This window comes from Frankia sp. AgB1.9 (assembly GCF_016786355.1).
Taxonomy (GTDB): domain Bacteria; phylum Actinomycetota; class Actinomycetes; order Frankiales; family Frankiaceae; genus Pseudofrankia.
This window is the reverse complement of the sequence record NZ_JADWYX010000006.1, coordinates 60,628-84,619: the sequence shown is the minus strand read 5'-3', so window position 1 is coordinate 84,619 and position 23,992 is coordinate 60,628. Positions and strand designations below refer to the sequence as shown.

At 72.9% G+C, this 23,992-nt stretch carries 16 protein-coding genes; 8 read left to right on the top strand and 8 right to left on the bottom strand.

Translation table 11 applies throughout. From position 1 onward, the window contains the following. Nucleotides 1–34 precede the first annotated feature (34 nt). Nucleotides 35–1,687 (top strand): trehalose-6-phosphate synthase, encoded by a 1,653-nt coding sequence (locus I6A60_RS03720; RefSeq protein ID WP_203022867.1) that lies wholly within the window; start codon nt 35–37, stop codon nt 1,685–1,687. Between the two features lie 112 nt (nt 1,688–1,799). Here I6A60_RS03720 and otsB read toward each other — a convergent pair whose 3' ends face one another. The 4 genes from otsB to I6A60_RS03700 all read right to left on the bottom strand — a co-directional run bounded on the left by otsB (nt 1,800) and on the right by I6A60_RS03700 (nt 5,639). Next, nucleotides 1,800–2,717, bottom strand: a complete 918-nt coding sequence (otsB, locus tag I6A60_RS03715) for a trehalose-phosphatase (RefSeq protein WP_203022857.1) — start codon at nt 2,715–2,717, stop codon at nt 1,800–1,802. 267 nt (nt 2,718–2,984) lie between these two features. Further along, nucleotides 2,985–3,623 carry a LytR C-terminal domain-containing protein gene (locus I6A60_RS03710; protein WP_203022858.1) on the bottom strand — a complete coding sequence of 213 codons (639 nt, stop codon included), beginning with the start codon at nt 3,621–3,623 and terminating at the stop codon, nt 2,985–2,987. Beyond that, nucleotides 3,620–4,120 carry a DUF3263 domain-containing protein gene (locus I6A60_RS41240; protein ID WP_307873511.1) on the bottom strand — a complete coding sequence of 167 codons (501 nt, stop codon included), beginning with the start codon at nt 4,118–4,120 and terminating at the stop codon, nt 3,620–3,622. Before I6A60_RS41240 ends, I6A60_RS03710 begins: the two co-directional genes overlap by 4 nt. Before the next feature lie 286 nt (nt 4,121–4,406). Further along, on the bottom strand, nt 4,407–5,639 hold the full coding sequence (locus I6A60_RS03700; RefSeq protein ID WP_238434696.1) for an ABC transporter substrate-binding protein: 1,233 nt from the start codon (nt 5,637–5,639) through the stop codon (nt 4,407–4,409). Between the two features lie 285 nt (nt 5,640–5,924). On the opposite strand from I6A60_RS03700, the gene I6A60_RS03695 reads away from it, so the two are divergent. Continuing rightward, a complete protein-coding gene (locus tag I6A60_RS03695) occupies nt 5,925–6,296 on the top strand; it encodes an RNHCP domain-containing protein (RefSeq protein ID WP_203022860.1) in 372 nt (123 codons plus the stop codon). A gap of 51 nt (nt 6,297–6,347) precedes the next feature. On the opposite strand, the gene I6A60_RS03690 is transcribed toward I6A60_RS03695, so the two are convergent. Next, a complete protein-coding gene (locus I6A60_RS03690; RefSeq protein ID WP_203022861.1) occupies nt 6,348–7,601 on the bottom strand; it encodes a Glu/Leu/Phe/Val dehydrogenase in 1,254 nt (417 codons plus the stop codon). A gap of 435 nt (nt 7,602–8,036) precedes the next feature. Between I6A60_RS03690 and I6A60_RS03685 the strand changes: the two genes are divergently transcribed. After that, nucleotides 8,037–9,596 carry a hypothetical protein gene (locus I6A60_RS03685; RefSeq protein ID WP_307873510.1) on the top strand — a complete coding sequence of 520 codons (1,560 nt, stop codon included), beginning with the start codon at nt 8,037–8,039 and terminating at the stop codon, nt 9,594–9,596. Here I6A60_RS03685 and mptB read toward each other — a convergent pair. Next, nucleotides 9,514–11,328, bottom strand: coding sequence for a polyprenol phosphomannose-dependent alpha 1,6 mannosyltransferase MptB (gene mptB, locus I6A60_RS03680; RefSeq protein WP_203022863.1), 1,815 nt, complete (start codon nt 11,326–11,328; stop codon nt 9,514–9,516). The two genes, I6A60_RS03685 and mptB, sit on opposite strands and share 83 nt — an antisense overlap. 602 nt (nt 11,329–11,930) lie before the next feature. Between mptB and I6A60_RS03675 the strand changes: the two genes are divergently transcribed. The 4 genes from I6A60_RS03675 to I6A60_RS03660 all read left to right on the top strand — a co-directional run bounded on the left by I6A60_RS03675 (nt 11,931) and on the right by I6A60_RS03660 (nt 17,545). Beyond that, nucleotides 11,931–13,505, top strand: coding sequence for a hypothetical protein (locus I6A60_RS03675; RefSeq protein ID WP_238434707.1), 1,575 nt, complete (start codon nt 11,931–11,933; stop codon nt 13,503–13,505). A 456-nt stretch (nt 13,506–13,961) separates the two neighbouring features. Continuing rightward, nucleotides 13,962–15,368, top strand: coding sequence for a PP2C family serine/threonine-protein phosphatase (locus I6A60_RS03670; RefSeq protein WP_203022864.1), 1,407 nt, complete (start codon nt 13,962–13,964; stop codon nt 15,366–15,368). Nucleotides 15,369–15,711: 343 nt separating this feature from the next. Further along, a complete protein-coding gene (locus tag I6A60_RS03665; RefSeq protein ID WP_203022865.1) occupies nt 15,712–16,692 on the top strand; it encodes a glycosyltransferase family 2 protein in 981 nt (326 codons plus the stop codon). A gap of 40 nt (nt 16,693–16,732) precedes the next feature. Continuing rightward, complete coding sequence (locus I6A60_RS03660) at nt 16,733–17,545, top strand: polysaccharide deacetylase family protein (RefSeq protein ID WP_307873508.1); 813 nt, start codon at nt 16,733–16,735, stop codon at nt 17,543–17,545. Nucleotides 17,546–17,580: 35 nt separating this feature from the next. Here I6A60_RS03660 and I6A60_RS03655 read toward each other — a convergent pair whose 3' ends face one another. Together I6A60_RS03655 and I6A60_RS03650 are read right to left on the bottom strand one after the other, a co-directional pair. After that, nucleotides 17,581–19,170 (bottom strand): metallophosphoesterase family protein, encoded by a 1,590-nt coding sequence (locus tag I6A60_RS03655; RefSeq protein ID WP_203022866.1) that lies wholly within the window; start codon nt 19,168–19,170, stop codon nt 17,581–17,583. A 137-nt stretch (nt 19,171–19,307) separates the two neighbouring features. After that, the gene (locus tag I6A60_RS03650) at nt 19,308–21,818 is read right to left on the bottom strand and encodes an ATP-dependent Clp protease ATP-binding subunit (RefSeq protein ID WP_203022475.1); all 2,511 of its coding nucleotides are present in this window, start codon (nt 21,816–21,818) and stop codon (nt 19,308–19,310) included. Nucleotides 21,819–22,486: 668 nt separating this feature from the next. Between I6A60_RS03650 and lysS the strand changes: the two genes are divergently transcribed. After that, a complete protein-coding gene (gene lysS, locus I6A60_RS03645) occupies nt 22,487–23,953 on the top strand; it encodes a lysine--tRNA ligase (protein WP_203022474.1) in 1,467 nt (488 codons plus the stop codon). Nucleotides 23,954–23,992 lie beyond the last annotated feature (39 nt).

The window sequence follows — 23,992 nt, the reverse complement described above, 5'->3', positions numbered from 1 at the left end:
GGGGCCCGATCCGGCGGCCGCCGGCACCGCACGGGTGCTGGTCGCCTCGAACCGAGGCCCGGTCGCGTTCTCCCTTTCCGATTCCGGCGCGCTGCTGGCCCGGCGGGGCAGCGGCGGCCTGGTGAGCGGAATGCAGGAGGTGATCCGGGACGCGGCGGCGGCGGCCGCGGCCGGGCAGGGGGACGCCGCCGACGGCGGTGAGACCGACCCCGAAGATCCGCCGTCCGGCATCGTCTGGGTGTGCGCGGCGCTGTCGGACGCGGACCGGCGGGCGGTCCGGGTGGCACCGGCCGGCCGGCTCGATCGGGCCGGTTTCGACACCGGCGGCGCCGCGATCCGGATGCTCGACGTGGACCGGGTCGTCTTCGACCGCGCCTACAACGGGGTCGCCAACCGCACGTTGTGGTTCGTGCTGCACCTGCTGTTCGCCCCGGCCAGCGAGCCGAGCTTCGGGGCCGCGTTCTGGCGCGACTGGGAGGCCTACGAGGCCTACAACGCGATGTTCGCCGAGGCGTTGGCCCTCGACGCGGCCCACGGCGCTGCCGTCCTGATCCAGGACTATCACCTGACGCTGGTCCCGGGCCTGCTGCGCAAGCTGCGCCCGGACCTGCGGATCTCGCACTTCACCCACACGCCTTGGGCGCCGCCGGACTACTTCCGGATCCTGCCGGACCGGGTGTCCCGGGCCGTGATCGGCGGCATGCTCGGGGCCGACCGGCTCGGCTTCCTCACCGCTCGCTGGGCGACGGCGTTCCGGGACTGTGCTCGTGTCCTCCTCGGCGACGAGGTCGAGATCGACGGTGTCGAGACCTGCGTGCTGGACGGCGGTCTCGACCTGGTGCCCACCCCGGGACCGATGGCCCCGCCGACGGCCCTGACAGGCGGGTTGGCGCTCGGCCAGTCCTTTGACGAGCGGCCGCTGCCCGTCGGTGACCCGGACCAGCAGGGTCACCGGGTCCGGATCGGCGTCCACCCGCTCGGGGTCGACGCCCCGGCGCTGCGGGCGCGGGCCGCGGCGAAGGACGTGGCGGCGCGCGCCGCCGAGCTGCGCGAGGAGGTCGGCGACCGGCGCCTGATCGTTCGCGTCGACCGCACCGAGCTGTCGAAGAACATCGTCCGCGGCCTGGACGCCTACCGGGAGCTGCTGCGCAACCATCCGGACTGGCGCGGCCGGGTCATGCACCTGGTCTGCGCCTACCCGTCCCGGCACGATCTGCCCGAGTACCGGGAGTACACCGCCGCGGTGCAGCGAATCGCCACCGAGATCGAGGACGAGTTCGCCACCGACGGCTGGCTGCCGCTGCGCCTGGAGGTGACGGACGACTACCCGCGCTCGCTGGCCGCGCTGACGCTGGCCGACGTGCTGGTGGTCAACCCGATCCGCGACGGGATGAACCTGATCGCCAAGGAGGGCCCGACGGTCTCCGACCGGGACGTGGCCCTGATCCTGTCCCGGGAGGCCGGCGCCTACGCCGAGCTGGGCGCGGACGCGCTGGTCGTCAACCCGTATGACGTCACGGAGACCGCCGAGGCGATGGACGCGGCCCTGCGGATGCCGCCGGCCGAGCGCCGCCGGCGGGCCGACCGGATCGCCGCGCTGGCCGGCCGGCTGCCACCCGGCGACTGGTTTCGCGAGCAGCTCGCCGCCCTGCCCGCGCCACCGGCCGAGGTCGTGCTGCACAGCTGACGATCCCCGCCAGGCGGACGGTTGACGGACCGCCCGCCGGGCGACCGGTCCGTCCTGATCGCCCGGCTGGGGGCACCCGTCGTCGGAGGCTGGCCCTGCGCTGTCGGCGTGGTCAGCCGATGCGCGCGGCGAGGACCTGGAGCAGGGCGACGATGCCGGCTGGGCCGTCGACGACCAGGTCCGCGCGCTCCCGCAGCGCCGGGGGAACCTCGGGGCCGTCGCTGCAGACCGTGAGGCCGGCGATGCCGGTGGACCGCAGCGCCTCGACGGCGTCGAAGGCGGGCAGGTCGCCGAGATCGTCGCCGGCCATCAGCACCGACCGGGCGGAGCGCTCGTCGACCAGTTCGAGCAGGGCCCGGCCCTTGTCGTGGTTCGGCGGGCGCAGCTCCAGGACCTTCTTGCCGGGCGCCGCCTCCAGGCCGTGCTCCTCGGCGAGCCGGCGCAGCGCGGGGGCCAGCGCGCCGAGCGCCGCGTCGGGGTCGGCGGCGCGCCGGACGTGGATCACCAGGGCCTGGCCCTTGTCCTCGACCGTGACGCCGGGCGGGGCGTCGCGCAGCACCTCGGGCAGCCGGGCCCGGACCGCGGCGACGCCGGGCAGGGGCTCGGGGCTGACCGTGTCGCCGGTCGCGCCTTCCCAGCGTTGCAGCCCGTACTGGCCGAGGATCGTGAGGTTCGCCAACCCGTCCTCGCCCGCGCCGGCGGTCGGGAGACCGGTCAGCTCCAGCAGTGCGTCCACCGGCCGGCCGGTGATGATCGCGAGGGTGCCGACCCGGCTGGCGAGCGCGCGCAGCGCGTCGACCGCGCCGGGAGCGGGCGCGGCGTCCATCGGCCTGGGCATGATCGGCGCGAGCGTCCCGTCGTAGTCCAGCGCGACGAGGGCGTGCCCGGGCGCCGTGATCAGCGCCGCGAGGGCTGCGCCGCCCGGCAGGCCGAATCCCGGAGTGGGGGCCGAATCGGGCGGGTCTGTGGCGCCGAGGGCCGGCGCGGAGGCGGGTGGGATTCGTGGGGCGGGGGCAGGGCTGGCCGTCACGACGCGGCCTCGGCGGCCAACAGGCAGGCGTCCATGGGTCCAGTGTGCCGGTGGCCTCGGATCCGGCGACCACCGGACCGCGCCGCGGCGCGGTCCGCTGACGGTGCGTCGCGGCCGACCCACACCCCACCCCGGCCGGACCTGTCCCGGAGCCCATGCCGAGCCTTCTGGCGGCACGCGCGTCGCGTCTTGCGCCGCGGTTCGGAATCCCGGCGGTTTCCGGCCGCCAGGTATGACTCGCCACGGCCTGGATCCACCGGAGGCGCGCTACGGAGCCGGGGTGGGGAAGTCGCGGGTGACGACGAGGATCAGCTTGCCCGGTTCGTAGAGCTTGATGTCGGTGCCGGTGATCGGCTCGATCTTGACGATGCCGGTAACCCGCTGCTGGAGGTTCTGGGCCGCGGCCTTGAGGTCGTCCTCGTAGAAGACGGTGGTGACCGGCACGTTGTAGGTGCTGACGTAGCCCCCGACCCGGTCGACCGTGAAGCCCGCGGCCTTCACCGGGCCGCTGGCGGCGTCAGCGAGACCGTCGACCTTGGAGTCGTTGAGGATCACGACCGGGGCCACGGCGCCGGCGCCGGCCGGCGGCTGGGTGGTCGCGCGCGGCGAGGACGCGGGCGAGCTGGGCCGGGCCGACGACGTCGCGCTGGTTGGGTGGGCGCCCGCCGTGGGTCGAGGCGCCGAGGACGTGACCGGCGCGGCGGTCGAGACGCGGCTCGCGGTGGGCGGCTGTGCCCCCGACTTCGGGTTGTGCAGCAGGTTGACCAGCAGAATGCCGACGCCGACGGCGAGCACGGCGATCAGCGCGGCGCCCAGGGCCCGCAGCCTGCTGTTGCCGGTCGGGCGGCGAGGCGACGGCGAGGCGGGGGAGCGGGCCGCGGTGGTGGTGGAGCCGGGCCCGCTCATGCCGGGTCCGTCGGGTAGGGCTCGACGACGTCGGTCCCGGTGTCGTCGTTCGGCTCGTCGTCCTGGGCCGCAGGGCTGGCCGCGGCCTGGCTGGCTCTGACGGAGGTAGTCGTGATCGTCGCGGCCCGGTCCCCGTCGGGGGACGGGCTGGACGGGGTAAGAGCGCCGCCGGACGGAGCGCGACCCGAGCCGACGGAGACGCTCGCGGCCGGGGACCAGCCCTGGCGGCGCGCCGCCCGCAGCCGCGAGAGCCGACCGACCAGCACGGGCTCGGCGGCCAGCGCGGCCGGGGACTCGATCAGCGCGTTCAACAGCTGGTAATAGCGCGCGGGAGAGAAGCCGAACTCCGTGCGGATCGCCTCGTCCTTGGCCGCCGGATACCGCCAGGTCCGCCGCTCGAACCGCAGCACCCGGTCGTCCCGGTCCGACAGCTTTCCGGCGTCAGCCGGCTGGCCCGCCTGGGGCGCCGTCGGCTCGTGCGGCTGCGCGTCATCCACGGCGTCACCCCCTCGGCAGGCCCGGCGGCGACCGGCACCGACGGGCGGGGGGCCAGCCGACCGATATCCGCGAACCACAGCTATGTGCTTTGACGTCCACTATTTCACCCCGCGGGTCCGACACTCCAGACCGCCCCCACCCGTGGGCCCTGGGCCGGAAGCGCCCGGCCGGCCGGGATTCGGCCGTCGGGGCACGGTGCGGCCGGGCGGACCTGTCGCCCAGGCCTCGGCGAAAAGCGGAGGGGGCCACCGCCGCCCGGGTCGGACAGACTCGAGCCGTGACGGCTCATCGAATCGAGTTGCCGCACCACTCCGGCTTGCCGGCCGGGTCCTTGACGATGTCGTAGCCGGTGCCCGCGTCGTTGACCCGGACGAACGTGTAGCACAGGCTCAGGCGGCCCCAGTTCTTGAAGTCGACCGGGCCGGGCAGCAGGCCGTCAGCCGTGTAGCCGGTCAGGTTCCGCAGCGTCGAGATGAAGTCGGCTCGTGTCGGGCAGGCCGGTGCATGTTCGAGGCCCGTGATGAACATGTCGGTGAGGATGTACTCGATGAGCGCGAGCTCCTGGTCCGGCGGCTGAAGCTCGGGCGCGTAGTCGCTCATCGCCTTGAAGAACGTCTGGTCCGCCGGAGTGTTCGCCTCGAACGGCAGATAGTTCAACCAGGTATAAAGGCCGGCGAGCTGACGGCCGTCCTGCGCGAGAACGCTGTGGTCGTATCCGCTGGCTGACAGGTAGATCCTGATGTTCGCGCCGGCTGTCTTCGCGCCCATCATGATGTGGCTGAAGTCCTGGGCGGACAGCGAACCGACGGCCGTGTCCACGCCGGCCGCCATCAGCTGGCGGCCGAGCGCGACCGGGTCGGTGTGCACCGCGTTGTAGATGAACGTCTGGGTGGAGATCTCGACGCCGACGGCCCGCAGGCTGTCCACGATCTCCCCGTCGAGCTGGTTGGAGGCCGCCGAGACGTCGGTGCCGATGACCGCGACCTTCCTGCCGCCCTGGGCCTTCACAAACTGGCCGAACGTGTCGACGGAGCCGGCGTTGGCGCCCGCGTAGACGTAGGCGTGCGCGAACATGTTGGGGTAGCTGTGGTCCGCCCAGATGCTCTCGGCCGGCAGCCCTACCACCGGGACGTTCTGCTGACGCAGCAGGTCGGCGCCGCCGGAGGCCGCGACGGTCCCCTCGACGATCCCGAAGACCTGGTCGACGTCGACGAGCTGGCGGGCGGCCTGCAGGTTCGTGCCGTTGTCGCCCTGATCATCACCCGTCGCGGTGATGATCTTACGGCCGTGCACCCCGCCGGCGGCGTTCTGCTGCTCGACTCTGGCGATGAATCCGGACCGAGTGGCGAGCAGCGCCTGAGCGAATGGCCCGGTGTCCGGATATAAGTAACCGATCTTGACGGTGTTCGAGGTGAATCCGGGCGAGTCGCAGGCGATGCCGCTGCCTCCGGGTTTTGTCGTCGTGCCGCAGGCCGTCGCGGCGGTCGCCAGGGCGGCGGCCGCGGCGACCAAAACCATGCGACGTGACCGGGCAGCACGGGCGGAAACTCGCGACGGGCGCAGTGCGGGCACTGTTCACCTCCTGGTCGGATTTGCGCGACAATAACCCGTTGTGTTATGAATCGCCAGATGTCCGACTGGTTGCAGTGCGGCTCTTTTGGTGCGCCGGTATTGATGAATGGACTCGATTAAACGGTCGGGCGGCATCGGTGCTGGCTGGCGCTCGGGCCGGGTCTGGACCGGCCTTGCCGCCGCTCACGACGTGATCCACAGTGAGTCCGGACGTCGCGTTACCGTGACGTGGTGACCCGTCAGTTCACCCGCACGACCGAGGACTTCTCCTGCCTCGTCTGCGGTGCGGCCGTGCGCGGCGACGGGTACACGAACCACTGCCCCCGTTGCCTGTGGTCGCGGCATGTCGACGTCGCGCCGGGCGACCGGGCGGCCGGCTGCGGCGGGCTGATGCGCCCGGTCGCGATCGAGGCCCGCGCGCACGACGTGGTTCTCACCCACGCCTGTGAAAGCTGTGGGCACCGGCGACGCAACCGCACCGCGCCCGCCGATGACGAGGCGGCTCTGCTGCGGGTCGCCGCCGAGGCGGCCGACGCCGCGGTCGCGGGCGGCATCGCGCAGGCGAGCGCCGCCGGCGCCAGAACGCGGCGCCGGCGGCGTTGACCATCGGTATTGCTGGGCGAGCCGGTTTCCCGGCCGGTCAGCCCGCGGCTGTCACGGGTACAGTCCCCGGGTCCGGTGCGCCTCGGCGACCCGGCCGACCCCGATGACGTGCGCCGCCTCCCGCAGCGTCAGCCCGCGTTCGGCGGAGAGCTGCGAGACCTGCGCGTAGGCGCGTTCCATCAGTTCGGCCAGCCGCTCGTTCACCTGGTCCTCGGTCCAGAAGTAGGCCTGCAGGTCCTGCACCCATTCGAAGTAAGAGACCGCGACGCCGCCGCCGTTGGCGAGGATGTCGGGAACGACGACCACGCCCTTCTCGGCGAGGATCGGGTCCGCCTCGGCTGCAACCGGGCCGTTGGCACCCTCGACGATCATCCTGGCCCGGATCCGGCCGGCGTTCTCGGCCGTGACCACGCCCTCGAGCGCGGCCGGGACCAGCACGTCGACGTCCAGCTCCAGCAGCTCGGAATTGCTCAGGGTGTCGGTGCCGGGGAAGCCGACGACGGTGTCGGCGCCCCGGGCCAGGTGGCGGATCAGTGCCGTGGGGTTCAGGCCCCGGGGGTTGTAGACGCCGCCCTTCACGTCCGACACGGCGACCACCCGGCAGCCTGCGTCGTGCAGGTACTGCGCGGCGAGCGCCCCCACCTTGCCGAAGCCCTGGATGGCGACGGAGACGTCGGCCGGGTCGAGGCCGCGCTCGCGCAGCGCCGCGAACATCGCCAGCTGGACGCCCCGGCTCGTGGCGCCGGCCCGGCCGGCCGAGCCCCCGACCGACAGTGGCTTACCGGTGACCACCCCGTGGCTGGTGTGGCCCGTGTGCGTCGAGTAGGTGTCCATGATCCAGGCCATGGTCTGCTCGTCGGTGCCCACGTCCGGCGCCGGGATGTCCTTCTCCGGGCCGATCAGCGGGACCAGCTCCGCGGCGTAGCGCCTGGTCATCCGCTCGCGCTCCTGGTCGGAGAGCATCTTCGGCTCCACGGCGATGCCGCCCTTGGCGCCGCCGTACGGGATGCCCATCAGCGCGCACTTCCAGGTCATCCACATCGCGAGCGCCTTGACCTCGTCGAGGTCGGTGGACGGGTGGTAGCGGATGCCGCCCTTGGCTGGCCCGCGCGCCAGGTTGTGCTGCACGCGATACCCGGTCAGCACCAGCAGCTGTCCGTCGTCGCGCCGCAGTGGGACGCTCACGGTTACCGACCGCCGCGGCATCCGCAGCAGGTCGTGCATTCCCTCGTCGAGACCGAGGTGACGAGCCGCGTCCGCCAGCTGGACGCACGCGGTGTCCCAGGGTGATGACCCGAGGCTCACTGGCCCTCCTATGTGGCCCACGGGCCACGGGTCCGCGGGCCCGCCGCGAGGGCCACCCGGCGGTGCTGGCGCCTGTCGGAGCAGGGCCACGTGGGGCCGGGCGGTCCACCCGCCGGGCGACGTCCCGTCCCCGCGAGCGCATCGCCGTTGATGCACTAGGTCACGCACGGTACCCGCAGTGACCGGTCCCCTCCACGCGGCCCGACGTGGTCGGCCGGTACGGTCCGCGTTATGCGGTCCGAATCGCCTCGCCGAGACAACGCGCGGACCGTAAGGGACTTGGCCCTGCGTCTTCGAACGACAACGAGGATGGCCGCCGCGCCCGCGATTGGGTCGGATCCCGGGTCCGGCGCGGCGAATCAGCGCGGGCCGGCCGGTGACGACGTCGGGTCCACGACGGACCACGCACGAACAACGGCCGCTCGCCCGGCCCGCGTGGCCGAAGACCGTTCCGGGCCCGCCGGGCGACCGGGCGCCAGCCGGCTCGGCCGGGCCGCGACCCGCTGGCGGGCGCCCTGGTCGGCCACGCGGCTCTGGGGATTCTGGGCGGTCACCCGGCTGCTGCTGCTCGCGCTGGTGTGGGCCGGCCATCCGCTCGGCGCCCAGCAGGGCGTGCTCGGCGACGTCCGGCTCTATGACGGCTGGGGGACGGCGTTCATCCACGGCCACGGCCTGCCGGTCGGCGACCAGAAATGGCAGTACCCACCGGGGGCGGTGCTGGTGTTCGCGGTCCCGGCGCTGGCGCGGGCGCTCGTCCTGCTGCCGTACCGGGTCGGCTTCCCGCTGCTCATGCTTGCCGTCGACGCCGGCGTCACCGCGGCCCTGGCGCGGGCGCGCAGGCCCGAGGTGGGCGGCCTGCCCGCCGGGTCGCCGCGCTCCCGGCTGCCCGCCGATCCGGCCGTGACCCCCGGGCCAGCCCTCCCGGGACCGGGGGCGCGGGTGTGGCTGGTGGGCACCACTCTGCTCGGGCCGGTCACGCTGGCCCGCTTCGACCTGGTTCCGGCGGCCTGCGCCGTGGCCGGCCTGCTCCTGCTCGTCCCCGCCAGGCGCGGCGCGGCCGGGATCTCGGGCCCGCGCTGTGGCCGAGCGGGCTTCGCCGCGGCGGTGGGAGCGCTGGTCAAGGCCTGGCCGGCGTTCCTGCTGATCGCGCTCGGCCGGGCCGCGCTCGTCCCCCAGGTCTCGCCCGGGGCGCCGGTCGGGTCGTCGATCTGGCGACGGCTGTGGGGCCGGCCCCTGGTCCGGGCCGGCGCGGGAGCCGTCGGCGCGGCGCTGGTGGTCGGGCTGCTGCTGGTGGCGGCCGGCGCCGGAGGGGACCTGTTCGGGTTCCTCGGCGCGCAGCGGGCCAGAGGGCTACAGCTGGAGGCCGTACCCGCGACGGTGTTCGTCGTCATCCGGATGTTCGGCGTGGGCGAGACCGCGCACTACGAGTACGGGTCGCTGCAGTTCGGCGACCCGGCCGCGCGCACCGTCGCGACCGCCTGCTCGCTCGTGGAGATCGCGGTCGTCGCCGTCGTGGCGCTGCGCTGGTGGCTCGCCCGCCCGGACCCGGCGCCGGCCCGAGGCGCGGAGGTGACCACGGGAGACCGGCTGCTTGCCCTGCTGCTGGTCGTGCTGGTCACCTCGCGGGTCCTCAGCCCGCAGTACCTGGTCTGGGTGCTGGCCGTGGTCGCGGCCGTCGTCGCCCTCGGCGCCACCGAGCCGCCCGACGGTGATCTCGCCGCCGACCCGGCCGAGGCGCGGCGCGCGGCGGACCGGCGGGCCGTCCTGGCCCTGCTGCTCGCGGTGGCCGCCGTCAGCCAGGTGATCTACCCGTGGCGGTACAACGACATCATCGAGGGCCGGCCGGTCACCAGCCTGGTGCTGGTCGCGCGCAACGTGCTGCTGCTGGCGGCGTGCTGGCGGGCGGTCCGGGTCATCGCGTGGCGGCCTGCCGGTCGTCGTCGTCGGGGCCGGCCACGGACCGACGCGGCCGCCCCGAGCGATCCGCCGAGCTGACTGTCCGGGTGGCGACGGTCGCCGCGATGATCAGCAGGCCGGCGCAGGCGACGGCTGTGACCACCAGCGGCAGCACCCCCGCCGGCCCGTCCGGAGCCAGCAGCCGCCAGGTCTGTGCCAACGGGGACAGCGTCGCCCCGCACAGCCAGATCGAACCGGCGACGGTCACCCCGACGACGGTGCGGCAGCGCCGGCGCGGGAGCAACGCGGCGGCCGGCGAGCGGGCGGCCAGGTGCTGGAGGTGCCAGCCCGCGGCGAGTACGCCCAGCATCGGCAGCGTCGGCGCGAGATACCACGGGTAGAGCACGGGGCTGCCGAGCGCCACCGCGAGCCCGCCGATCCCGAGCACCAGAAGCCCGTCGTAGTAGGCGCTCCCGGCTGGCCCCGCGGCGCCCGCGGCGGCCCGCGCGGTTCGGGGCGGCCGCCGCCAGGCCAGCCACAGCAGGCGGGCACAGACCAGCCCGGCGACGGCCAGGGCCGCGGCGCGGGCGCCCGTCAGCAGGACCGACCCGCTCCCGGTCGACGCGTGCACCCCGCCGAGCCGGGCGAACGCCGCGATGAGGCTGGCCAGCACCGACGCCGGCGCGACCCCCGTGGTCAGCGCGCCGGAGGTGCTCAACGCGTGCAGCCAGGTCAGGCCGAAGCCGCTGCCGAGCATGCTCAGCCCGAGCACGGCGACCGCCGCGGCGAGGTCGACGACGAGGGCACGCGCCATCGCCCCCCGGCCGGCGGCGGCCCTGGCGTCCCTGGCATGGGCCACTAGCAGCCAGACCAGCCCAAGGAAGGCCGTCGCCTTGACGGTGCCGGCGAAGCAGGCCAGCGCGACCGCCCCGAGCCCGGCGAGGGAGACGCCGCCCCCGAAGACACCCGAACCGGTCGCCCGGACGGCACCGGGGGCGTCCGCTGGCCGCGCGGCGAACCGGCGCTGTTCCAGCAGCAGGGCCCCTGCCAATGCCGCGGTGACCAGGGCGTCGAGGTGCATGCCGCCGATCAGGTGGATCACGGTGACCGGGTTGGCGCCGACGAGCGCGACCGCGACGGCGACCGCCCGGCCGGGCGACCTGTCGTCCTCGCCCGCCGCGCCGCGGGACGACGGCTCGCCGGCCGAAGCGGCGCCGGGCAGGTCGGCCGCGAGGCGGTACGTGCAGGCGACCAGCGCCGCGACGGCAAGGACCGCGAGGATACGCAGGGTGACCAGCGCGAGGGTCGGGCCGGCGCCGAACAGCTGGGCGACCGTCGCCGCGAGGCGTTCGACGGCGACCGCGCCGCCGCCGTACGGGGTGTGGGTGTCGCGCCAGCGCGGGTCGACGGCGGCCATGAACGCGGCCCCGCGCGAGTCGCCGGCCAGGGCCGCGACGCCGTGGGTGGCCGGGTCGATGCCGCGCCTGGCCAGCTCGCCCTGGGCGGCGTAGGCATAGGCGTCCCGGCTGAACAGCGGCGGTCCGAACGCGAACGGGGTGGCCCAGGCGACCGTCGCGGCCAGGGCCTCCCGGGGCCGGAGCCGGTCGGTCAGCGCCAGCCGGACCAGCACCATCCAGCACACGCACAGCCCGATCACGGACAGCGCGCTGATCCCGGCGAGCGTGCCCCGTGTGATGCTGGTGGGCGGGACTGGTGGAAGAATGCCCCACCAGGATGTCGGATCGGTTGCGCGCGGATCACGGGGGCCGAGCCGGCCTTCGGCGGTGACGGCGGCGACGGCGGCGATCAGGCCCGCCGCGACCAGCCACACCGTCGCTGAACCTGCCCGTTGGGTCGACCGCGAGACGCCCGGCAGACCGCTGGCCGCACGGGCTTCGCCCATGACCAACCGGCCGGCGCCCCTGCGTGGGCGACGAGTCGGAGATGTCTGGGAGGTATTACCGGGTGGCAGGACCTCTGGCCGTGCCCGGATCGCCGACTGGCCCGCGCCCGGGGGCTGTTCCCGCGCCGGCAGTGCCACGGCCGGGCGATCCGCCGCCGGGGCCGCGCGCACCAGGGGCTCCGGCGGATCCGGCGCAGGTCGCGGCCACGGAGGTGGTCCCGGCGCCGAGCCGTCCCGCTCTGGGCGATGAGCCGGGTCGGTCACTCCCGTCGTCCTCCTCGTTCGTCGACACGGCGCCGTCTGCCGCGACCGGTCCCTCGACCATCGAGCTGCCTCGGCCGGCCGGCGCGCCCGCGGACGAGGTCGTGGCCGACCCCCCGATCCAGGGGATCGTCCCCGGCCCACCGGCCGGAACCGCTCACGCCCCCCAGGACCCTACGCGGGCGGGCGAAACCGTCGGGCCAGCCGATGATCGGGCCCTGCCTGCCGGGCGAGCCGGACGTGCCGGCGGTCGCTGGCGACTCCCGTGGCTGGTCGCGGGCAGGGTTGGCCACCTCGTCCGGGCGCGGCCCTGGCTGCTGACCGCGGCGCTGTGCGCGCTCTCGCTGAGCCTCGGGCTGACCGGCCCCGACACGCCGGCCCAGGAGTACCGCGTCTGGCTCTTCGAGCACGGGGGCGCCCGGCTGTGGGACGACCAGTGGTACGGCGGGCACACCATCCCGGGCTACAGCGTCCTGTTCCCGCCGCTCGGGGCGCTGTTCGGCGCCCAGCTGCTGGCCGCGCTGTCCTGCGTGGCCTCGACGGTGCTGGTGGCGCGGCTGCTGCGCGGGCCGCGCGCCCGGCGGGGCCACGACCTCCCGGTCATCTGGTTCGCCGTCGTCACGGTCGCCGACCTCATCGTCGGCCGCGGGCCGTTCGCGCTCGGACTGGCGTTCGGCGCGCTGGCCGTGGTCGGGGTGCGGGAACGCCGCTGGTGGGTCGCCCTGGCCGGCGCGGTCTGCTCGTCGCTCGCCTCGCCGCTGGCCGGCGCGTTCGTGCTGCTCGTCGGCGTCGCCCTCATCGGCAGCCTGTCGTGGCGGCGCATCTGGCCGCTGGTAGGCGCGATCTGCGGGATCCTGGTCTCGCTGATCTTCCCCGAGGAAGGCACGCAGCCCTTTCCAGCGCTGACCTACCTGTCGCTGCTGACGCTGATCGTCGCGGGTCTGCTGGTGGTGCCGCGCCGGGAGCGGGCGGTGCGCCGTGGCCTGCTGCTCTGGGCCATGGCGGCCACGGTGTTCTTCGTGCTGCCGACGACGGTCGGCGGGAACATCACTCGGCCGGCGACGCTGCTCGCCGGGCCGATGGCCGCCGTGCTGCTCTCCAAACGGCCGAAGATCCTGCTGATCGTGGCGGTGCCGCTGATCGGCTGGTCGATCGGGCCGGTCCAGGGCGCACTTGCCACCCAGGGTGATCCCTCTGCCGCGTCCAGCTACTACAGCGGGATGTTGGACTACCTGGACCGAGGCGGCCCGGTGCCGGTCGGCCGGGTGGAGGTGCCGTTCACCCAGGCGCACTGGGAGGCCCGCTACGTCGCGCCGAAGGTGCCGATGGCCCGCGGCTGGCTGCGTCAGCTGGACAGCAAGTACAACTCGCTGTTCTACGACGGGACGCTGAACGCGAAGACCTACCACGACTGGCTGCTGGCGCGCGGGGTCACCTACGTGGCGCTGCCTGACGTCCCGCTGGATCCGTCGGCGCAGGCGGAGGCGGCGCTGTTGCGGTCCGGCCTGCCGTATCTCCAGCTCGGCTGGTCCAACGCGCACTGGAAGATCTGGATCGTGACCGACGCGTCCGGCCTCGTGCAGGGGCCGGCGCAGCTGACCGAGCTGGGCGTCAGCTCGATGGCGGTCAACTTCGACAAACCGGGCCTGGCCACGGTCCTGGTGCACTACACGTCGTTCTGGTCGATCACCGAGGGCAATGCCTGCGTTTTCAAGGCAGCCGGCAACTGGACGGGGATCCTCGCGAGCGAGGCCGGCCCGGTGCGCCTTGGAACCCATCTGTCGGTCGACGGCCTCACTCATGCCAGCGAGCTGGACTGTCCCACCGATCAACGGGTCCACTGAGTCTCTCGCGGCGCGGCCCGCGGGCCCCCCTGACGGGCCATCCGCCCGGTCGGGGACTGGCCGCGACGGCGTAAACCGGGTTGGGAACCCGGGGTTGCGCCTAGGACAGCGGGATTCGGGTGGAAGATAGCCTTTCAGGCCCGTCCCGCGGCCATCTCGCGGGATGATCTGGCCAGACGGGAGGTCTGTCTCGTGGCTGGATGGGGGTGTCGGGGGTCCAGGGTGTCGCCGATCTACCGTGTCGGCGTTCCGACAATTCGCCATTCGGCCCGGGGCTGATGTCGTTGTTTGGACGGACATCGAGATAAGGATGGCCGGGGCTGTTCGGACTGGCGGGGGCAGGTGCCGGCGGCCGGACAGGTCGGTGATCTGGCAGCATGGCCGGCACGATCAGTGCCGTCTACGCAAGGTTCCCAAGTCGGTCTGATCGCGTCGCGGCGGTGGGGTACGGAGGCCATGAAAAGCTCACTGCTACCGATCATGCTGATCGTCGTCCTGGTTGTGGGCGCCACGGTCTTCGTCGTGCTGTCCAGCCGCGCAGGCCGGACGACGTACGGCCCCGGCGCGCAGCCACCTCCCACCCAGGACGGGTCGCGCGCCCGCCGCCGTGGGCGCAACGACGGGAGTCGGCGGGACATCGGCCGACCGATCCGACGCGGTGGCGGGAGCACGTTCGGCCCGCCGGACGTCGCGTACTCCGATCCGGGCGACCTCGTCCCCGGACTCGGCCAGCGACCGGCCGCCGCGCCTGCCCCCGACGTCGACGCCCGCCGCGTCGACCCTGCCCTCGGCCAAGCCTGGAGAGATGACGTGACGACGCAGGTTCCGACGGACGGCGGCTGGCCGGCCGACGACCGTGACCCGGACGCCACCGGCTGGGCTCCGCCGCCCAGCGGCGCGCCACACCCCCGGGCGGCCGGGACCGGCCCGACGCCGGTCGGCGGCCAGGACGCGGCGCCGACGGTCGAGGACGACGCCTGGAACCTGCCCGCGGGCCGCGACAGCCACCAGCAGCCCGCCGCCCCGGCCAGCTGGCTGGATGCCGCGCCGCCGCCCGCCGCGCCCTTGGCGCCCGCCGCGGCACCGAGCGCTCCGGCGGACGCGGCGACGGTCACCGCGACGGCCGGCCCCTACGTCGCCGACGAGCCCGAGCACTTCTCCTCGTCACCGCTGCGGCTGGCCGCGGCCGGGCGGACCCGGCGGGGAAAGCGCGGCGGCCCGAACGAGGACGCCTTCGTGGTCGTGGACGGGCTGCTCGCGGTCGCCGACGGAGTCGGTGGCGAGGCCGCCGGGCAGATCGCCTCCACGCTGGCCGTGACCACGGTCGCCGGCTTCCGGCCGCAGTACGCGGACGACCCGAGCGAGGGCCTGCGCGCCGCGGTCGTGCGCGCGAACAAGATGGTCCGGGAGCGGCCGAAGGCCGAGCCGAGCTGGCGGGGCATGGCCTGCACGCTCGACGTCGTCGTGCTCGGCCGACAGGAGCAGACGGGCAGGACCATCACCGTCGCCCATGTCGGTGACAGCACCGTCTGGCTGCAGGCGGGCAAGGGTGAGCCGCGCCAGCTCACCACCCCGCACGCGATCACCGGAGGCCCGTTGCTGAACGCGATCGGCCTGGCCGACGAGGTCGAGATGGACCTCTTCCAGGTCGCGGTCCAGGCCGGCGACCGGGTGGTGCTCTCCAGTGACGGCATGACCAAGGTCATGAAGCCCGAGCAGCTCTACGGCCTGCTGCACCAGCTGGCGAACGACCCCCCGGAGCGCGCAGCCGACGCGCTCGTCGAGGCGGCCCTGCTCGCCGGTGCCCGTGACGACACCACGGTCGTCGTCGCCGACCTCGTCCCGGAGCCCGCCCCGCGTTAGCGGCCTCCGGCCGCGCGGCCGGGGAATCGACCACGGACGCCCATCCGGCGGCGGGATTCCGGCCGCCGGAAGCCGCGCGGCGGCTGCGCTCATCGGTGCCGTCAGGTGGCGCGGTCGCCCCGGAGCTGCGGCGATCGGCTGCTAGGGTCATCTCGGGAATGCCAGGTACCGCCGCCGTACGCCGTAGATGCCCCGCTGGGTGTCCGCGGGGTCGTGGCGAGGAGCTGGCTCGGGGGATTCACGACGGGGGCGTAGGCAGCGCCATGACTGCACGTGCGGGAACAGGCCTGGCGCGATGGGAGCCGGCGGCGACGCGCCGTCGCGGGCTTGCGGGGGAGACGCCGTGAGCACGGTGAGTGTCGTCGTCTGTAGTCATCTGGTGGCGCGGTTCACGCTGTTGGTAGCCGCGCTCGAGTCGTTGCGCGCACAGACCCGGATGCCCGACCAGGTCGTCGTGGTCGTCGACGGTGATGACGAGCTGCTGAAGAAGCTGCACGACCGTGGTGGTGACGAGCTGGTTCTGTCGACCGGCGGCCGGACGGGCCTGTCCAATGCCCGCAATACCGGGTTGCGAGCGGTGACGACGGATTTCGTCGCGTTCCTGGACGATGACGCGACCGCGGAGCCCGGCTGGCTTGAGTCGCTGGTGGCGGCCTTGTCGAGTTCCGCGGACGTGCTCGGGGTTGGCGGCCGAACGCTGCCCGCGTGGGAGAGTAAACAGCCGGCCTGGTTTCCGGACGAGCTGTTGTGGACGGTCGGGTGCAGCCATCTGGGCCTGCCGTCGTCGCGCCAGCCGGTCCGCAACGTGTTCGGCGGGTGTGCCCTGTTCCGACGGCCGCTTTTCGACGAGGTCGGTGGTTTCGACGACCGGCTGGGCCGCAAGGCGAAGGGCGCCGCGGGGTGTGAGGAGACCGAGTTCTGTATCCGCGCGCAGCGTCTGCACGCGGGTGGCACCTTCCTGTACGAGCCGGCCGCTGTCATCCATCACCGGGTGCCACGCGGACGGAGCTCGCCCCGCTATGTGCTGCGCCGTTGCTGGGAGGAAGGGCGGTCGAAGGCGCTCCTCAGGGTGATCGCTCGCGGAGTGGGGCAGCCGGAGCGGCGGAAGTCGTCGCTCGGTCCTGAGCGGGACTTTCTCCTGCGGGTCCTCCCGTCCGGCGTGTTCGGCGGTCTTCGGGCGGCGGTGCGTGGCCGGCCGGCCGCGGCCGGCCGAGCGCTGCTGCTGCTCGTGGGTTCCGCGACGACCGTGGTCAGCTTCGCGGGGGCGGCTCTCCTGTCCATCCGTCGTGGCGGAGCGATTGTGCCGGAGCCGGAGCCCTCGTGACTGGCCCAGCCGTGACTGGCCAGCCGTGGCTGGCCCGGCCGTGACCGCGTGGCCTGACCGTGGTCACCTGCCGGTGCTGATGTACCACAGCGTCGGGCGGGGGGCGAGCAGCGCGTTTCGCCGCTGGCAGGTCGACCCGGGGCTGTTCGCCGAGCAGCTTGGCGCGCTGGTGGACGCGGGCTACCGGCTGGTCGGGCTGTCCGCGGCCTTGGACGAGCCGGACGACCGCACGATTGCCGTCACGTTCGATGACGGGTTCGTCGACTTCCTCGGCGCGACCGAGCTGCTGGTGGCGGCCGGCTGCGGTGCCACGCTGTATGTGCCGACCGCGCACGTCGCGCGTCGTGCTCGGTGGATGGCGGGCTACCGCGAGGCCGAGCTACGGATCATGGACTGGCCGGAGATCTCCGAGGTCGCGGCGGCGGGGATCGAGGTGGGGTCGCACGGGCACGCGCACGCGGAGCTGGACCTCATGCCCGCGCATCTCATGCGTGCGGACATCCTGTTGAGTCGCCGGCTGCTGTCGGATCGGCTGGGCCGCCCGGTCCGCAGCTTCTGCTACCCGTTCGGCTACCACACCCGGACGGTCCGCTCGGCGGTCGCGGCGGCGGGCTTCGCTTCCGCCTGCGAGGTGGGCTACGGCCTGCATCCCCGAGCGGGCGATGCGTTCGCGGTGCGCAGGCTCATCGTCACCGGCGACACGCGGCCGGCCGACATGCGCCGCCTCGTCACCGAAGGCCAGGACAGCCCGGTGATGCAGCTACGGCGTCGGACCCGGACTCCGTGGCGGATCTACCGCGCCGCCCACCACATCGCCACCCGGAGCCATTCCGAGGCCGAACCAGGCGACTGACGCCGGTGGCCGGCCGATCTCCGGGCGCCCTGGCGTCAGGCCGAGCCGGCCTCTTCCCCGCGCGGGCGGGTCAGCATGAACTCGTCGAACGGTGGCTCGTCGGGCGCGAGCGAGTCGTGGACCGTTACGCGGATCGTCGTGGTACCGCCGGGCTCCCCCGGGTCGACGCGCAGGGCGGCGAACGCGTACGGGTGCTCGGTCGAGCGGGCCGCTAGCCACGGCGCGGCCTCAAGCCGGTAGATGGTGCGCCGCCGGCCGGCGCCGGGGCGCTTCTCCGCCTCGACGACCACCCGGCCCGCGGGCGGGTCGAACAGCGCCTCGGTGCTGGGCGTCGACGAGCCGCCCGTCCCGATCGTGACGTGCACCGTGCCGGTGGTCGCGTCGATCCGCTCCAGCTCGGCGCGCTCCAGCTCGCCACCAGCTGGCCGTGCGGCGAGCGACCCGACGACGGGCCGGGCGGTCGCCAGGGGAGCGGCGCTCACGATGGCGGGCTCGGTCGTCACCGCCGGCAGCGGGGTCAGCTCGGTCGAACCGGGCACGACACCCCGAACCGGCTGGGTGCGCTCGTAGTGGTGCTCGTGGCCGCAGAGCACCAGGTCGACCTGGTAGCGGTCGAAAAGCGGCAGCCACGCCGCGCGCAGGCCGAGATCGCCGCCGTTGTGGTAGGCGGCGGTGGACATCGCGACCTGGTGAACGCCGACGATCACCCAGTCGATCGCGTCGTCGGCGCGGGCGTCGCGCAGGGTGCGCTCCAGCCAGGCGGTCTGCCGGCCCTCGCTGAAGCCGTGCAGGTACACCTCGCCGTGGTCCTGGTAGCAGACGTCCTCGCCGAAGAGCATGACGAACCGGGCCCGGCCGACGGTGAAGGCGTACCAGAGGCCCTCGTAGTCGGGCCCGGCGTCGTTGGGCGGTGAGGCGAAGTACGCCTGGTACGGCGTCAGGCCGAACCGGCCCATCCCGCGCTCGCTCTCGTGGTTGCCCGCGACCGGCATCCACGGGCGGCGCCGGGCCGACGGCGCGATCATCCGGAACCAGTCGGCCCAGGCCTGGGCCGGGTCCTGGCGCAGGCTCGCGTAGGTGAGGTCGCCGATGACCAGGTTGAACAACGGGTCGTGCCGGTCGAGCTCGCCGACGACCGCGCGGGACGCGGCGGTGCCGTACGGGTCGTCCGGCTCGTCGGTGCCGTGGTCACCGAAACAGGTGAAGGTGAAGGCCTCGTCCGGGTCACCAGGCGCCGCGGCGGTGCGGAACTCGCCGGTGGCGGGCTCGTTCGACGGCGCCGGCTCGATCGTGTACCGGTAGCGCGTCCCGGGCCGCAGGCCGTCGAGCCGGGCGTGGTGGACGTGGTGGCGCCGGCGGGCCGCGTCCCGGAACGTGCTCGTCGTCGCGTGCGCCCGCTCGGTCGTGTCGTCGTCGGGGACCGGGTCGAGCGGGGCGCTGTCCGGCGCGGCCGGCGCGAACCGGACCGCCGGCCGCTGTGGCCGCAGCCCCTGGCGCAGCGCCGACAGGGCTCCGGCCGGACCCGCGGCGGCTCCCTTGGCGGCCGGCTCGCCGTCGGCCAGCCAGGAGACGACCATCGACGTGGCGGGATCGGGACCGAACGTCAGATGAACTCCGCTACCCATCGACGGTTGTCGTGCCATCGCGGTTTGCCCCCCGTTCGTGTCCGAGTGCTCGTGCGCTGACGTGCGGAAGGGCGGTCACGAATCCGTGACCGCCCCTCCCGAGCCCTGCTGTTCAGTTTATGTCGTGCTAGTTGCCCTTATTCGCCGGACTTGGCGAGGTCGATCGGGGGGGTGTCCGGGACCGAGCTGGGCTTGGTCTCGCCGCGGAAGACGAACTTCGCGTCCTCGGCGGTGGGGTCGCCCTCGACGTCGCCGATCACGATCTCGCCCGGCTTCAGGGTGCCGTACAGGATCTTCTCGGACAGCACGTCCTCGATCTCCCGCTGGATCGTCCGGCGCAGCGGCCGGGCGCCCAGCACGGGGTCGTAGCCACGGACGGCGAGCAGCTGCTTGGCGGCCGGCGTGAGCTCCAGCGCCATGTCCTTGTTCTTCAGCTGCGAGTCGACCCGCGCCAGCATCAGGTCGACGATCTGGATGATCTCGTCCTGGGACAGCTGGTGGAAGACGATGATGTCGTCGATGCGGTTCAGGAACTCAGGCCGGAAGTGCTGCTTGAGCTCGTCCTGGACCTTGGCCTTCATGCGCTCGTAGTCGACCGCGCCCTGACCGGTCGCGAAGCCGATGCCCGGGCCCTTGGAGATGTCGCGGGTGCCCAGGTTCGACGTCATGATCAGGACGGTGTTCTTGAAGTCGACCAGCCGGCCCTGGGAGTCGGTCAGGCGACCGTCCTCCAGGATCTGCAGGAGCGTGTTGAAGACGTCCGGGTGGGCCTTCTCGACCTCGTCGAAGAGGACCACGGAGAACGGCTTGCGGCGCACCCGCTCGGTGAGCTGGCCGCCCTCCTCGTAGCCGACGTAGCCGGGCGGGGAGCCCACCAGCCGCGAGACGGTGTGCTTCTCCATGTACTCGGACATGTCGAGCTGGATGAGCGCGTCCTCGTCCCCGAACAGGAACTCGGCCAGCGTCTTGGACAGCTCGGTCTTACCGACACCGGACGGGCCGGCGAAGATGAACGAGCCGCCTGGGCGCTTCGGGTCCTTCAGGCCGGCACGGGTACGCCGGATCGCCTGGGAGACGGCCTTGATGGCCTGCTGCTGGCCGATGACGCGCCGGTGCAGCTCGTCCTCCATGCGCAGGAGGCGGGCCGTCTCCTCCTCGGTGAGCTTGAAGACCGGGATGCCCGTCCAGATGGCGAGCACCTCGGCGATCTCCTCGTCGCCCACCTCGGCGACGACGTCCATGTCGCCGGCCTTCCACTCCTTCTCGCGCTTGGCCTTGTCCGCGATCAGGTTCTTTTCCTTGTCGCGCAGCGAGGCCGCCTTCTCGAAGTCCTGCGCGTCGATCGCGGACTCCTTGTCCCGGCGGACGTTCGCGATGCGCTCGTCGAACTCGCGCAGGTCCGGCGGCGCGGTCATCCGGCGGATGCGCATCCGGGAGCCGGCCTCGTCGATCAGGTCGATCGCCTTGTCCGGCAGGAAGCGGTCCGAGATGTACCGGTCGGCCAGCGACGCGGCGGCGACCAGGGCGGCGTCGGTGATCGAGACACGGTGGTGTGCCTCGTACCGGTCGCGCAGGCCCTTGAGGATCTCGATGGTGTGCGCCACCGACGGCTCCGCGACCTGGATCGGCTGGAAGCGGCGCTCCAGCGCGGCGTCCTTCTCCAGGTGCTTGCGGTACTCGTCGAGCGTGGTCGCACCGATCGTCTGCAGCTCGCCGCGGGCCAGCATCGGCTTGAGGATCGACGCGGCGTCGATCGCGCCCTCGGCGGCACCCGCGCCGACGAGCGTGTGCAGCTCGTCGATGAACAGGATGATGTCGCCGCGGGTGCGGATCTCCTTGAGGACCTTCTTCAGGCGCTCCTCGAAGTCACCGCGGTAGCGGGAGCCGGCGACCAGAGCGCCCAGGTCCAGCGTGTAGAGCTGCTTGTCCTTGAGCGTCTCGGGCACCTCGCCCTTGACGATCGCCTGCGCCAGGCCCTCGACGACGGCGGTCTTGCCGACGCCGGGCTCGCCGATCAGGACCGGGTTGTTCTTGGTCCGGCGGGACAGGACCTGCATGACCCGCTCGATTTCCTTCTCGCGCCCGATGACGGGGTCGAGTTTGGCCTCGCGGGCGGCCGCGGTCAGGTTGCGGCCGAACTGGTCGAGCACCAGCGACGTCGACGGCGTGCCCTCGGACGGAGCGCCGGCGGTCGCCGGGTCGCCCTTGCCCTGGTAGCCGGAGAGCAGCTGGATGACCTGCTGGCGGACCCGGTTGAGGTCGGCGCCGAGCTTGACCAGCACCTGGGCGGCGACGCCCTCACCCTCGCGGATCAGGCCGAGGAGGATGTGCTCGGTGCCGATGTAGTTGTGACCGAGCTGCAGCGCCTCGCGCAGGGAGAGCTCGAGGACCTTCTTCGCGCGCGGGGTGAAGGGGATGTGCCCGCTCGGGGCCTGCTGGCCCTGACCGATGATCTCTTCAACCTGCGACCGCACACCCTCGAGCGAGATCCCCAGCGACTCCAGCGCCTTCGCCGCGACACCCTCGCCCTCGTGGATCAGGCCGAGAAGGATGTGCTCGGTGCCGATGTAGTTGTGGTTGAGCATCCTGGCTTCTTCTTGAGCCAGGACGACGACCCGACGTGCCCGGTCGGTGAATCTCTCGAACATGTGCGCTCCTTCGAGCTGCGACCGACCACACGACAGCCGGTATCCGCATGCTAGCTCCGCCGAGGCATGTCCTCACGCATCGAACAGAAACCTACCCGTCAGAACCCGGCCACCTCGGCGCGGACAGGGCCGACAGCGCCGTCGTGCCCCGATGGGTCCAGACGTCTTCCTCGACGCCCATCGCAACGGTGACCGAGCAGACATGATTCCGGCATGGCGTTCCGCCGAGAGCGGAAAGGTCCAGGCTCACCTGGCTGGCCTACCCGCCCGTGCGGCTACCTACCCGACCGGCCCGAGGAACTGACGCCCCCGCACGCAGCGATGATCGCCGGGGACCTGGTGATCATCGTCGGTCCGTGACTTGATCGCCGTTTTGGCCCTCAAGTGGTCGTAGACGCCGGGCGATTACAGCCATGCGAGGGCGGAAACGGCGATCTTGCAGGTGCCGAGGCGGTGCCAGCTTCCGCATCCCTCCGCGCCGCCCGGCGGCGCACGGGCCCCGAGCCACAGATCGGTACGCTGGGTGTTGCCTCGTGGCGCATCGGTGCGCCCGGGAGTCGCCAGGCCGCGACCCAGGGGCTGCCCGTCCGTGCCATCTCGGCGCCGGCCGGCTTCCGACGGTGGCGCGGTGAGTGACGGTCGCGCGGTGTGAAGAAGGTGCGGGTTCGATGACAGCCGACGAGCCGACGGTCGACGGGGCGGCACGGCTGCCCAGGTCCGGGTATCAGACGGACCTGACGTCGGCGGACGTCCAGGCGGCGCCGGACGGGACGCCGGCCCGGGTCGCCGGGCGCCTCATGCTGTGGCGCAAGTTCGGCGGCCTCGTCTTCGGGACCATCCAGGACCGGGCCGGCCGGGTGCAGATCTCGCTGGCGAAGAACGACCTCGGCGAGGAAACCTTCAAGCAGTGGCACAGCTCGGTGAAGGTCGGCGACTTCGTCGGCGTCACCGGCATCGTCTTCACCACGCGCAAGGGCGAGCGGACCGTCGGCGCCACCGACTTCGCGGTGCTCAACAAGGCAGTGCGCGCGCTTCCGGACAAGTGGCACGGCATCGCCGACGTGGAGACCCGCTACCGGCGCCGCTACCTGGACCTGCTGGCGAACCCCGTGTCACGGGAGCGGTTCCAGACCAGGTCCCGGGTGATCAGCCGTATCCGGCGCTTCCTCGACGACGCCGACTTCCTCGAGGTCGAGACGCCCGTCCTCACCGAGGCGGCCTCCGGCGCCGCGGCGCGCCCGTTCATCACCCGGCACAACGCGCTGGGCGAGGACTTCTACCTGCGCATCTCGCCGGAGACCTACCTCAAGCGGGTCGTCGCCGGCTCGTTCGACCGCGTCTACGAGATCGGCCGGAACTTCCGCAACGAGGGCATCGACCCCTCGCATCTGCAGGAGTTCACGATGCTGGAGTGGTACGCGGCGTACTGGGACTACCACGACAACATGCGCTTCGTCCGTGAGCTGATCCTGGCGATCCTCGATGACGTGGTCGGGTCCCGGACGGTCACCTACGAAGGGACCAAGCTCGACTTCGGCACGGACTGGCCGGTCATCGACTACCGGGAAGCCGTCGAAAGTCGTACCAAGATCGACCTGCGGGTCGTGCGCGACTTCGAGACGTTGAAGACGAAGTGCGTCGAGTTCGGCCTGGATGTCAGCAAGGCGCCCTCGTACGCGGCGCTCGTCGACCTGCTCTACAAGAAGACAGTGCGGCCCGAGCTGGTCCAGCCGTGCTTCCTGGTCGGGCACCCGGTGGAGCTGGTGCCGCTGGCGCGGCGCAGCGACGACGACCCGACCCGGCTCGACATGTTCCAGGTCGTCGCGAACGGCTGGGAGCTCGTCAAGGCGTACTCGGAGCTGGTCGACCCGGTTGACCAGCGCGAACGGCTGGAGGAGCAGGCCGACCTGCGCGCGGCCGGCGACGACGAGACGATGATGCTCGAAGAGGACTTCATCGAGGCGATGGAGTACGGCATGCCGCCCATGTCCGGCCTGGGGCTCGGTATCGACCGGTTCATCGCGCTGATCACGGATGCTCCGACATTGCGCGACGTCGTCCTCTTCCCGTCCATGCGCGGCACGAAGGGCGCCGAGCCGACGGAACCGGAACCGGCCCCCGGACCGGCCAGCTGATTTCGGTCTATTTCCGGCCGGCCCTGACGGGAGGCCACG

Coding starts and splice junctions, on each gene's coding strand:
- I6A60_RS03710 (WP_203022858.1), bottom strand. CDS start 3,623: ATGAGCGGGCCCGGCTCCACCACCACCGCGGCCCGCTCCCCCGCCTCG.
- I6A60_RS03700 (WP_238434696.1), bottom strand. CDS start 5,639: ATGGTTTTGGTCGCCGCGGCCGCCGCCCTGGCGACCGCCGCGACGGCC.
- I6A60_RS03670 (WP_203022864.1), top strand. CDS start 13,962: ATGAAAAGCTCACTGCTACCGATCATGCTGATCGTCGTCCTGGTTGTG.
- I6A60_RS03655 (WP_203022866.1), bottom strand. CDS start 19,170: ATGGGTAGCGGAGTTCATCTGACGTTCGGTCCCGATCCCGCCACGTCG.
- I6A60_RS03650 (WP_203022475.1), bottom strand. CDS start 21,818: ATGTTCGAGAGATTCACCGACCGGGCACGTCGGGTCGTCGTCCTGGCT.
- lysS (WP_203022474.1), top strand. CDS start 22,487: ATGACAGCCGACGAGCCGACGGTCGACGGGGCGGCACGGCTGCCCAGG.